19 protein-coding genes and 2 pseudogenes are annotated in these 10,084 nt (G+C 40.6%); 10 read left to right on the plus strand and 11 right to left on the minus strand.

The window, feature by feature from the left end:
* From O9300_RS15805 to O9300_RS15820, 4 genes are all read right to left on the minus strand, one after another.
* The coding region (locus O9300_RS15805; protein WP_287972665.1) for an immunity protein CdiI family protein at positions 1–255 on the minus strand (255 nt) is incomplete at its 3' end.
* A 225-nt stretch (positions 256–480) separates the two neighbouring features.
* Positions 481–918, minus strand: a complete 438-nt coding sequence (locus tag O9300_RS15810; protein WP_287972667.1) for a hypothetical protein — start codon at positions 916–918, stop codon at positions 481–483.
* A 271-nt stretch (positions 919–1,189) separates the two neighbouring features.
* Entirely contained in the window at positions 1,190–1,450 is a 261-nt protein-coding gene (locus tag O9300_RS15815) for a type II toxin-antitoxin system RelE family toxin (RefSeq protein ID WP_190720341.1), read from the minus strand.
* Positions 1,450–1,665, minus strand: a complete 216-nt coding sequence (locus tag O9300_RS15820; RefSeq protein ID WP_002771553.1) for a hypothetical protein — start codon at positions 1,663–1,665, stop codon at positions 1,450–1,452. The genes O9300_RS15815 and O9300_RS15820 overlap by 1 nt, the downstream gene beginning before the upstream one ends.
* 543 nt (positions 1,666–2,208) lie before the next feature.
* Between O9300_RS15820 and O9300_RS15825 the strand changes: the two genes are divergently transcribed.
* The 4 genes and pseudogenes from O9300_RS15825 (at position 2,209) to O9300_RS15840 (ending at position 3,540) form a co-directional block, all read left to right on the plus strand.
* Positions 2,209–2,499, plus strand: a complete 291-nt coding sequence (locus O9300_RS15825; protein ID WP_287732219.1) for a BrnT family toxin — start codon at positions 2,209–2,211, stop codon at positions 2,497–2,499.
* Positions 2,480–2,767: a BrnA antitoxin family protein gene (locus O9300_RS15830; RefSeq protein ID WP_287732221.1), complete on the plus strand. Its 288-nt coding sequence runs from the start codon at positions 2,480–2,482 to the stop codon at positions 2,765–2,767. Before O9300_RS15825 ends, O9300_RS15830 begins: the two co-directional genes overlap by 20 nt.
* An 88-nt stretch (positions 2,768–2,855) precedes the next feature.
* Positions 2,856–3,194, plus strand: coding sequence for a UPF0175 family protein (locus O9300_RS15835; RefSeq protein WP_287739164.1), 339 nt, complete (start codon positions 2,856–2,858; stop codon positions 3,192–3,194).
* Positions 3,187–3,540: pseudogene (locus O9300_RS15840) on the plus strand (type II toxin-antitoxin system RelE/ParE family toxin). The gene O9300_RS15835 and the pseudogene O9300_RS15840 overlap by 8 nt, the downstream one beginning before the upstream one ends.
* Before the next feature lie 76 nt (positions 3,541–3,616).
* On the opposite strand, the gene O9300_RS15845 reads toward O9300_RS15840, so the two are convergent.
* The gene (locus tag O9300_RS15845; protein WP_287972672.1) at positions 3,617–4,312 is read right to left on the minus strand and encodes a PEP-CTERM sorting domain-containing protein; all 696 of its coding nucleotides are present in this window, start codon (positions 4,310–4,312) and stop codon (positions 3,617–3,619) included.
* A 1,087-nt stretch (positions 4,313–5,399) separates the two neighbouring features.
* Between O9300_RS15845 and O9300_RS15850 the strand changes: the two genes are divergently transcribed.
* The 4 genes from O9300_RS15850 (at position 5,400) to O9300_RS15865 (ending at position 7,057) form a co-directional block, all read left to right on the plus strand.
* Complete coding sequence (locus tag O9300_RS15850) at positions 5,400–5,756, plus strand: type II toxin-antitoxin system RelE/ParE family toxin (RefSeq protein ID WP_190720327.1); 357 nt, start codon at positions 5,400–5,402, stop codon at positions 5,754–5,756.
* Positions 5,749–6,024: a helix-turn-helix domain-containing protein gene (locus tag O9300_RS15855; protein ID WP_190720324.1), complete on the plus strand. Its 276-nt coding sequence runs from the start codon at positions 5,749–5,751 to the stop codon at positions 6,022–6,024. Before O9300_RS15850 ends, O9300_RS15855 begins: the two co-directional genes overlap by 8 nt.
* 435 nt (positions 6,025–6,459) lie before the next feature.
* Positions 6,460–6,744 (plus strand): type II toxin-antitoxin system Phd/YefM family antitoxin, encoded by a 285-nt coding sequence (locus tag O9300_RS15860; RefSeq protein ID WP_002763754.1) that lies wholly within the window; start codon positions 6,460–6,462, stop codon positions 6,742–6,744.
* A complete protein-coding gene (locus tag O9300_RS15865; RefSeq protein ID WP_079207250.1) occupies positions 6,734–7,057 on the plus strand; it encodes a Txe/YoeB family addiction module toxin in 324 nt (107 codons plus the stop codon). Before O9300_RS15860 ends, O9300_RS15865 begins: the two co-directional genes overlap by 11 nt.
* 88 nt (positions 7,058–7,145) lie before the next feature.
* On the opposite strand, the gene O9300_RS15870 is transcribed toward O9300_RS15865, so the two are convergent.
* The 5 genes and pseudogenes from O9300_RS15870 to O9300_RS15890 form a co-directional block, all read right to left on the minus strand.
* Positions 7,146–7,385: a hypothetical protein gene (locus tag O9300_RS15870; protein WP_002751846.1), complete on the minus strand. Its 240-nt coding sequence runs from the start codon at positions 7,383–7,385 to the stop codon at positions 7,146–7,148.
* A gap of 59 nt (positions 7,386–7,444) precedes the next feature.
* Positions 7,445–7,624 (minus strand): hypothetical protein, encoded by a 180-nt coding sequence (locus O9300_RS15875; protein ID WP_190720315.1) that lies wholly within the window; start codon positions 7,622–7,624, stop codon positions 7,445–7,447.
* Positions 7,625–7,749: 125 nt separating this feature from the next.
* A pseudogene (locus tag O9300_RS15880) lies at positions 7,750–7,824 on the minus strand (PEP-CTERM sorting domain-containing protein); the annotation flags it as partial.
* Between the two features lie 20 nt (positions 7,825–7,844).
* A complete protein-coding gene (locus O9300_RS15885; protein WP_036402756.1) occupies positions 7,845–8,198 on the minus strand; it encodes an immunity protein CdiI family protein in 354 nt (117 codons plus the stop codon).
* Positions 8,199–8,203: 5 nt separating this feature from the next.
* Positions 8,204–8,620: a hypothetical protein gene (locus O9300_RS15890; RefSeq protein ID WP_002759905.1), complete on the minus strand. Its 417-nt coding sequence runs from the start codon at positions 8,618–8,620 to the stop codon at positions 8,204–8,206.
* A 340-nt stretch (positions 8,621–8,960) separates the two neighbouring features.
* On the opposite strand from O9300_RS15890, the gene O9300_RS15895 reads away from it, so the two are divergent.
* Positions 8,961–9,206 carry a UPF0175 family protein gene (locus tag O9300_RS15895; protein ID WP_002748168.1) on the plus strand — a complete coding sequence of 82 codons (246 nt, stop codon included), beginning with the start codon at positions 8,961–8,963 and terminating at the stop codon, positions 9,204–9,206.
* Positions 9,203–9,712 carry a PIN domain-containing protein gene (locus tag O9300_RS15900; protein ID WP_149989692.1) on the plus strand — a complete coding sequence of 170 codons (510 nt, stop codon included), beginning with the start codon at positions 9,203–9,205 and terminating at the stop codon, positions 9,710–9,712. Before O9300_RS15895 ends, O9300_RS15900 begins: the two co-directional genes overlap by 4 nt.
* A gap of 132 nt (positions 9,713–9,844) precedes the next feature.
* On the opposite strand, the gene O9300_RS15905 is transcribed toward O9300_RS15900, so the two are convergent.
* The coding region (locus O9300_RS15905) for an immunity protein CdiI family protein (RefSeq protein ID WP_287972678.1) at positions 9,845–10,084 on the minus strand (240 nt) is incomplete at its 5' end.

The raw sequence follows: 10,084 nt of genomic DNA on the forward strand, positions 1-10,084 counted from the left end.
CAGTTCAAGACATAACTGTTTCCATAAACTAATTCCTTCTTGTTTAAAATCCATTTCAGCTTGCTGATTAGGAAAATCTGATAAAGGTGGATAGTCTTGATTTAAAGTCTTATCGTAAGTATCCTGCCATGGGTTTAAACGCTGAATAGTTGCTTGACTTAATGGCAATTCTTCAGGAGCAATGTTATCAATTTCATCTACTCCCCAAAGTGGGTAACTTCCATAATCTGCCCAAAGTTTGATTCTGATTGCCATAACTATCATTCCTGAATCAGTTTGTTAATTAATCGAGCCGTAGGTTGGGTTGAGCTATCATTATTGCTCAGGTATTACCCATCGGCTCAAAAGGCGAAACCCAACAAAAATTGTGAAAATATTCCAGGAAGTTGTTGGGTTTCCTTGCGTCAGCCCAACCTACGAATCTCAATGCTGCTGCCACAGGAAAAATCTTCAGGTAGAACCTGAGAACGAGGTAATATATTACCTCCATTCAACTGAGAAACCAGAACCTACTAATCGCAGATAAACGATTCTTCCGGGCAAATTTCCTTTAAAGAGAATTTTTCCGTTAATGGGGACTCTAGAAGGCATATCTCTCATATATACTAGATCACGACCTATTCCTCCAATACGGCCCTCCGATCCCGTCAATTGCTTGCCGGTAGAATCAATGATGATAGAGTCTTTGGGATAAAAAGTAAGATCTCTGACTTCCCCTAAGTTTGCAACCATAAAAGTACAAACTACAGAATTATTGTCTTTATTACAATTCTGAATCTCGAAAGCAAAACCATTGCTTACACGTCTCAAATTACGGGCTTGAGCAATATCATCGTGATTCTGATAGAAGTTAGAAGATAAAGCTGTAGTTAAGGCTAAAATTGGTAGCCATCTGAAAAATCCTTTTTTCATCACCATTCGCTACTCAGTACATAAGTGTTCGCCCCCTCGCAGCTAGGTGAAGCAACAACCCAACCCAACACCAAAGGCGGATAGTAGAACAATACACACTCCCCCCCCACAACTGTATCAAAAGTTACAATTTAATAAATCTTTATATTCCTCTCCCTTCAGATTTTGGGGTTTTTGGGGAGTTCAAGAGCTTGGAATTGTACAATAAGGTCGTACAAGTATCCCCTAAAAATCATGTTAAGCAAAGAAACCACCTACTCTCAAACACAGTATTTTATCAACTGTAGATATCTCGGCGATGTCCAACCTTGTGGATGGTAATGCGTTCTGCTTCGGGTGCAAAAGAATAGATAATTCTATAGTCACCGACTCGAAGCTTGAAAAGACCACTCAAATTAGCACTTAAAGCTTGAGGACTAACATTTTCAAAATTATCCGACAACCAGCGAACTTTCCGCAAAATTCGCTCTTGAATGATAGGAGCGAGTGCTTCTAAATCAGCGATTGCTTCACGGCTAAATTCTACCAAGTAAGCCATTACCAGTTTAATCCTAATTTTTTGGCTACTTCCTCGGCTGAAACCCCCTTTTCTCCTATTTCAGTCCGTCTTAGAGAGTCAAGAAGTTGTTGCTTAACTTCAGGTTTGACTTCTTTGTCTTGGTCAGGATCGAGTAAGATAGATTGGATAGTTTCGGCAACAGTTTCTTGAATGAGGAGCTTGAGTTCTTCAACGGTTAGCTCTTTAACTTGCATATTTTTAACTGGTATAGAAGAATAAACTACTCCTAATTTTGGCACTAAATTGGCTATTTGGCTCTTCTCGACCTTGTGTGATCATCAATGCTTTGTCTCGTGCCAAGGTAGAACCTCTGGAAATGCGTTGCCAGGGAGACCCTAGCAACGAGGTGATAGTTGTTTAATAAGCGAAAGGAAAAAATAAACCCCCTCAAGATTGATTTAAGGGGCATTTATGGTATTTTTAGAGGCAATTTAGCCGACTTTTGTGGTTTCTTTTTCTTCGGATTTAGAGGGTTTTAGTTGGCGTTTGAGGGCTGAAGCTGCGCCGGAGCCGAAAGGGATGATAATTAACACATACCGCTCAAACTATTATCTTTTGATGATGAGTAATTTGTTGAGCTTGCTCTTGCTGCTAAATCGGTAGTGATACTGGCATTATATCTGGATAATGTTATGATCCCGACAGGGGTAAATTTTATTGCGATTGCGTTAGCGCAAATACAATGTTGATAAAAATTAATGTAGTAACCATAATATAGCTACATTTGGAGAGTAAAATTGAAGTGGACATGGGACGACAACAAAAATCGGACAAACAAGCGCGATCACGGCTTGAGCTTTGAAGCCGCTCAATATGTTTTTGCCGATCCTCTCGCTGTCAGCTGTCCCGATCCATACCCAGAGGAAGAACGCTGGCAGACTATCGGACTGATCGGTAAATTGACTGTGTTTGTGGTGCATACTTGGCCGGAGTCTGATTCGGTGACAGGAGAAGAAACGGGACGAATTATTAGCGCACGCAGGGCAACAGCCCATGAAAGGAGGGCTTATGAAGAAGGGAGATTGTAATCCAGTACCGCCAGAGATACAGGCTGAAATTGACGCTCTAGCGGCGTCACAAGAGCCTATCCGCACAGATCTGATCCCGGAGGCTACGGGAGATTGGAGCAAGGCGCGGCGTGGTGTGTTTTATCGTCCGCTCAAACAGCAGATCACCCTAAGCCTTGATGCTGACCTGATAGACTGGTTCAAAACCCAGGCCACACAAGAGGAGGGGTATCAGACCAGTATTAATCGCGCCCTGCGAGAATATGTGGAAACACGGGCAAAAAAATAAACCCCCTCAAGATTGATTGAAGGGGCATTGATGGTATTTTTAGAAGCAATTTAGCCTACTTTTGTGGTTACTTTTTCATGGCGATACAATGAAGTTACTGCCACTTAATGAAACCTCTATGAACCTCATCCTTCCCGCTGAACTTCTGCAAACAGTACAAATGACTGAAGCTCAAATGCTCACGGAAATCGCTATCATGCTTTATCAGCAGCAACGTCTTCAATTTGAACAAGCAGCTGAACTAACGGGAATGGCGATCGATGATTTCTACCAATTGCTAGTATCGCGTAATATCCTCACTCCACCCACGGACCCCGACGACGAACCAAAAGAACTCATCCTCACCAGTCTTCGTATTTCTCTTCAGCAAGCTAAAGAGGGCCAAGTACATCCCATCTCTGAACTCTGGGATGGCACAAATGACTGAAGAAATTCCCTCTATTAAGCTCCTTTTCTCTGATCAATTCAAGGATCGACTTCGCATCCTCGCCAAACGCTATCGGAGCATTCGTACTGACCTACAACCCCTAATTGATGACCTTCAGATAGGCAAATTCATCGGCGATCAAATACCAGGAATAGGCTAGACTGTCTTTAAAGTTCGCCTCAAAAACAGTGATATTCAAAAGGGCAAAAGTAGCGGCTATCGTGTTATCTATCAACTTAAAGACAATAGTTGTGTTTTGATGCTCCTCATCTATGCCAAATCTGACCAAACAGACATCCCGGCGCAGCAAATTCAAGACATCATTAATAAGTTTGACAGTTTTTAGAAGTATTAATAGATGCCAAAAATAAACCCCCTCAAGATTGATTGAAGGGGGCATTTATGGTATTTTACTAAGCAATTTAGCCTACTTTTGTGGTTTCTTTTTCAGTGGATTTAGAGGGTTTTAGTTGGCGCTTGAGGGTTGAAGCTGCACCGAGTGTGCTGAGGACTGCAAGACCAATAAGAGAATTGGGTTCAGGAACATTAACACTGATATGTGCGCCGAAAATAGTACCGCTATACGCACCGCCAGCATCTCTTTGGTAAACATAAAGCCAGTTTTGTCCTGGGTTTAACAAACCCTCAATTCCAGATTGAGAAGCAGAATATTCTGGATTACGGCCCGCACCGCTGAAACTACTACTAAGAAGATTACCGTTAATATATACTCCAATTGGGTTGGGATCAGAAAAATATGGTGGTGGACCGCCATTCGCGTTCGCTGGAGTGTATTCTCCCAAAATATCATCTACTGCCCAATACATCTCGATCGCAGCGCTGTTGATGGTTGGTTCAGGTACGTTAAAACGATAGGCATATAGCACCGAAGCTGCTGGAGAACCATAAAAACTCGGTGACAGGTCGACCTGCCAGTTAATCCATCGCGCATTGGGAGCGCTTGGGAGAGAAGGAATCCAAACCCAAGGAGGGAGAAAAGGTGCAACTACCTTGGCAGAACCGCATATATCGAGGCCGGAACAACCTATCCCTTGCGCTTTGGCAAAATCGGCCGCAGTGAAGGGATTTAGTGACAGTGGATTTACAGATGCTCCCAATGTCCAGTAGGTAATGTTGGTAAGCTGTTAAGCATTTAAATTGCTTGTTGAGACGAGGCAAGAGGCAAGAGGCAAGAGGCAACAGTAAAGGGATTGGGGGAGATTCGGCTAATCTTAAGAATAAGTGCTTTAAATGCGTCTTAGCTTATCTGTTTGACCCGGTGTTCCGGAATTTAGACCCACTTGGCCACTGTTTAGAAATATTGTAGAAGCTTGAACTTGATTTGGTAAAACTGCCGTTCCTAGGGTAGCGATGGCGAAGACCCCCAAGAAACTATGGGTAAATTTGTTATTCATCAGATATTCAATTTAGTTTACATATTCCGGTTGTAATTTCTCCCCCCCCCACAACTGTATCAAAAGCTACAATTTAATAAATCTTTATATTTCTCTCCCTGGCAGCTATCCACCTTGGACAATAGCGACATCCCCTCCCACTCCCCGCCAAGAAACCCATCCTCAACGCCCAGATGATTTCCGAAGTTAGAGGACAACCAGAATAAGGACCAATATTAACTGACGGGACTCAACTGCCCCAAGACTGTATCTCAGAATACATTTTACCCACCAAACCTAAGAGAGCTGCGGATTCTCTATTTTGTTATAATTAGTGTCATTCGTTCGGTTTTAGCAGGGAAAAATATTCCGACACTTGCACAACTCTGACAATTTTAAGTACCTAAGCAAAATTAATTACACATATCGTAAGGATTCAGGTCATACAAAAAGCAGTCAAACCCATGCTGTGTAAGCATTTAGGCGAATTATGGCCAAATCCTCATTCTCATTAAGAAACGCTGAAAGGCTTAATTTTCGTGCTTATTGAGAATGAAACTGTTAGTTTAGCGAGTTCTGAGATTTGAGAAGCCGCTCTGTGACTGCATTTGAGGCACCTGAATCCTTACCACATATCTAACTACCTCTTGCATGAGTGCCCATCTTCACTAGGAAATTTATTTGGCACGACTACTTATTGAATGACGATGTAAGATAATGCACAACCAATGACTGGCGATATGGAATCACTACAATCCCAATGAAATGGCATCACTAAAATATTGAAATGTTTTCTTAAACTGATTATTATATGAAGGAGATTGTTTTTTATCGTACCCAGTCAGGAGCCAGCCCCGTTGAAGATTTTTTAAATTCTCTGTCTGGAAAACAAGCTCAAAAAGTGTTGTGGGTGTTACGCTTAATTCAGGAGTTAGATTCTGTCCCGAGTCAATACCTGAAAAAATTAGTCAATACTGATGATATTTGGGAAGTGAGGGTTCAGATTGGCAATAATATATTCCGTCTGCTGGGCTTTTTTGGAGAAAGTGATTTAATTATTTTAACGAACGGATTTGCCAAAAAGACTCAAAAAACACCATCTCAAGAGATTTATTTGGCAGAGCAACGAAAACGAGACTACTTAAACAGGAGATTCGACGATGAGTGATGTAGAACAATATATTAACAGGAGAAAACAAACTGACAGTCAATTTTGCCAAGGCTTCGAGTCTGGTTATCTCAGTTTCAAGCTGGGAGTTATCTTAGCACAGGCAAGAGAAGAAGCTGGACTGACTCAGGAAGAATTAGCGCGTAAGTTAAATTGGGATAAAGCAACAGTTTTCAACCTAGAAGAGAATGTGGAATCTGTCGGTATTTCTACTTTAGAAAAATACGTCAAAGCTTTAGGAAAGGAACTTGTTGTGGAAATAAGATAGCGGCTTCTGTGGGTTGTCGATTCAGAAAATCCCGTCCCGCACCAACTAGCTGATAGACTGGGGATAAGCTGTGCTGAATTTAAACTGCGTATTGGAATTTTTAGTACAAATGCTCGAACTTTCTCTCCCTGCTCCCTTCTCCCTTGCAGTCTTAACGAGCAATTCAGATAGTCAACAGCTTAATATCCCTCCGGCCAATCAGTTCATCTCCCTGAATCGGTGGAACTGTTGGCTTTTCTAGGTTTGGCTAAGGAACAGCCCAACCCAACACCAAAGCTGTACGACAATAGAGTACACACAAAACTAAACTAAGCTGTAGCCTGAGCTACAATTTTATAAATCTTTACATTCTCCTCCCTTCGGATTTTGGGGTTTTTGGGGAGTTCAAGAGCTTGAAATTGTACAATAAGGTCGTACAAGTATCCCCTAAAAATCATGTTAAGCAAAGAAACCACCTACTCTCAGGCGAGAATGAATTTAGCGAGTCTCTTAGATCAGGTGTGTGACGAATCTCAAATTATCGTCATTAAGCGTCGCAATCAGAAAAATGTGGCCTTAATTGCTGAAGATGAGCTTTCCAGTTTATTAGAGTGTGTTTATTTATTGCGATCGCCAGAAAATGCCCAACGCTTATTTCGCTCTTTAGCATGGACCCAGACAGAAGATGCAACTCCTCAAACATTAGCTGAATTGAAAGAGGAGTTAGGAATTGAGTCCTAAAAGAGAAAATAAGCCAGATAAACCTCAAAACAATCCTATTCATGGTTATTTGCCCGTTTTTAGTCCTGATTTCAAAGCAGATTTAGCTTGGTGGTATCGGAACGAACCGAAAAAAGGCGATAAAATCTTAGACTTAGTAGCAGATATTTTGGATGGCGATCCGTTTACAGGATTGGGTAAACCCGAACCTCTTAAGTATATTGCTGCCGACACTTGGTCACGACGGATCGATTTAGAGCATCGTTTAGTTTATAAAGTCACAGGAAATAAGGTTTATTTTTTACAAGCTCGCTATCATTATCAATCAGGCTAAACTCAGACAAACCCATCAAGAAACTTTACAGGAGAAAGGGGACAAAGAACGTATTTTGTCGGTTCTTTTTCGATGGATTGAGAAGGTTTTAGTTGGCAACTGATAATAAAGCTTCTTCTATTGGCTTTGGTAACTCAATAGCATGAAACCGATTCACAGAAAAAGCGTAATCCTCACCACTTTCATCAATAACCCGAATTAGACTGTTTATTTCTGCGGTCTCATCAGGGATAACGCGGTATATTTTGCCAACTTCTAGTGAAGCTTCGTAGCCTTCATTATTGAGACAAACTGCGAACTTATTTGTTGGAGATGACTCTATTTTCATGGTCAATCTAGAAACGGTAGCTTGAGCTTAAATTCTTTTTTGCCGATGCCATGAGCTTCCTACCAATGGACTTCAGCTAACCTTACTATACCATTGGCAAGCTGAACTTGGGCTATGCCCTTTAATTTTCTCCATTTACCTTTGCCATACTGTTTTTGCAACCGTTCCCGATTACGAATTCCTGTTCCTGTGGCAATAATCTCGATATTCGTAATATCGCTGATAATCTCAAAGTCCACGATCGATCAAGCAATCTTAAAGAGTGGCCTTTCATTATAGCATCTATTGCCAAAAAAGAGATATAAAAAAACAAACCCCCCTCAAGATTGATTGAAGGAGTATTGATGGTATTTTTAGAGGCAATTTAGCCGACTTTTGTGGTTTCTTTTTCGTTAGATTGGGAGGGTTTTAGTTTGCGCTTCAGGGTTGAAGCTGCGCTAGAGCCGAAGGTGATGATACTCAAACTGTTATTTTTTGTACTGTAGATTTTGTGGTTATTTCCTTAGGATGTCTGAACAATTGACCTTCATTTTGGTAGAAAACTTCATAATCCGGGGCCAGTTCAAGACGTAACTGTTTCCATAAACTAATTCCTTCTTGTTTAAAATCCATTTCAGCTTGCTGATTAGGAAAATCTGATAAAGGTGGATAGTCTTGATTTAAAGTCTTATCGTAAGTATCCTGCCATGCGTTTAAACGCTGAATAGTTGCTTGACTTAATGGCAATTCTTCAGGAGCAATGTTATCAATTTCATCTACTCCCCAAAGTGGGTAACTTCCATAATCTGCCCAAAGTTTGATTCTGATTGCCATAACTATCATTCCTGAATAAGTTTGTTAATTAATCGAGTTGGAGTTGGATTAGCACTCACTAAGTAACCATTATGACTAATTTCTAGAGAAACATACTGAATAATTCCATTGATTTCTACTTGATAAATTATGCGACTTTTTCCTTGTATGCCAATAATTTTTCCCTCACTAATAGCTGTTACAATTAAATCGGGAATTTGTTCTTCAGTAATACCTCTCTGGAGAAAATCTTCTCGATGATTTTCTAGAATATGCAGCAATCCAGAACCTTTGTCACCTGCTTTTCCAGTTTCTAGAAAAACAATTTTCCCGCTAGGATCTTGAGTAATTATGATAATATTTTCTGGGGTATGTTTGATTGCTGCTTTTTTAAGTTCAGCAATCAGGAGTTTTTTCTGATCGTTGTTCGGATTCGACCTCATTGCCGATTATAGCTCAAGATTGTGTAATTTGATCTAGTTTACTCACCCTTCAATTATACAATAAAACCCCCTCAAGATTGATTGAAGTGGCATTTCTGGTATTTTTAGAGGCAATTTAGCCTACTTTTGTGGTTTCTTTTTCGGTGGATTGGGAGGGTTTTAGTTGGCAACTGATAATAAAGCCTCTTCTATTAGCTTTGGTAACTCAATAGCATAAAACCGATTCTTAATGTGTAAAATGTGTAAGAGGAAGAGACGCAAAAAATAAACCCCCTCAACTGACTAAATGAAGGAGGTTATGATATTATTCCAATAGGAAAGGATAGATAGGGTTATAGCCATGAGTATTGATATCTCCGATGAAATTCTCAGTGCAACACGCATGACTGAAGCTGAGATGAGGCAGGAAATTGCGGTCATGCTCTTTCAAAAAGAGAAGCTCACCCTTGCTCAAGCGAGTCGATTTGCAGGAATGAATCGTATTGCTTTTCAACACCTACTTGCAAGTCGTCAAATTCCGGTACACTACGATGTCGAAGATTTTGAACAGGATATTAAGAACTTGCGGGAGATGGGAAGATTGTGATTGTTGTCAGTGATACATCCCCTATCAACAATCTTGCCGCCATTAATCAACTTCATCTGCTACAACAACTTTACCAAATAGTTTTTATTCCTGAAGCAGTTTATCGAGAATTAACTGAGCCTGATTTTCCAGTAGCAGGTTCAATAGAGGTACAAACCTTAGATTGGATTCAAACTCGAACGGTAACTAACCGCACAGTGATTGAAGCTCTTGCTGATGAACTAGATAAGGGAGAAGCTGAGGCTATTGCTTTAGCACTTGAGTTGGGAGCAGATCAAGTTTTGATTGATGAGCGTCGTGGTCGTAGAATTGCTGCTAGACTTAATCTTCGATACACAGGAATTCTGGGGATTTTAGTTGAGGCGAAGAATCGAGGGTTAATCTCTGAGGTGAAACCCTTGCTAGACGCTTTGATTGATCAAGCAGGATTTTGGGTGGCTGCACCTTTATACAGCAGTGTTTTACAGATTGTTGATGAAGAAAAAAATAAACCCCCTCAAGATTGAATGAAGGGGCATTGATGGTATTTTGAGAGGCAATTTAGCCGACTTTTGTGGTTTCTTTTTCAGTGGATTAAGAGGGTTTTAGTTGGCGCTTCAGGGTTGAAGCTGCGCCTAATGTTCCGAGGGTGATGATACTCAAACTGTTATTTTTTGTACTGTAGATTTTGTGGTTATTTCCTTAGGATGTCTGAACAATTGACCTTCATTTTGGTAGAAAACTTCATAATCTGGGGCCAGTTCAAGACATAACTGTTTCCATAAACTAATTCCTTCTTGTTTAAAATCCATTTCAGCTTGCTGATTAGGAAAATCTGATAAAGGTGGATAGTCTTGATTTAAAGTCTTATCGTAAGTATCCTGCCATGGGTTTAAACG

It is taken from the genome of Microcystis sp. LE19-195.1E, from assembly GCF_027532095.1.
Taxonomy (GTDB): domain Bacteria; phylum Cyanobacteriota; class Cyanobacteriia; order Cyanobacteriales; family Microcystaceae; genus Microcystis; species Microcystis aeruginosa.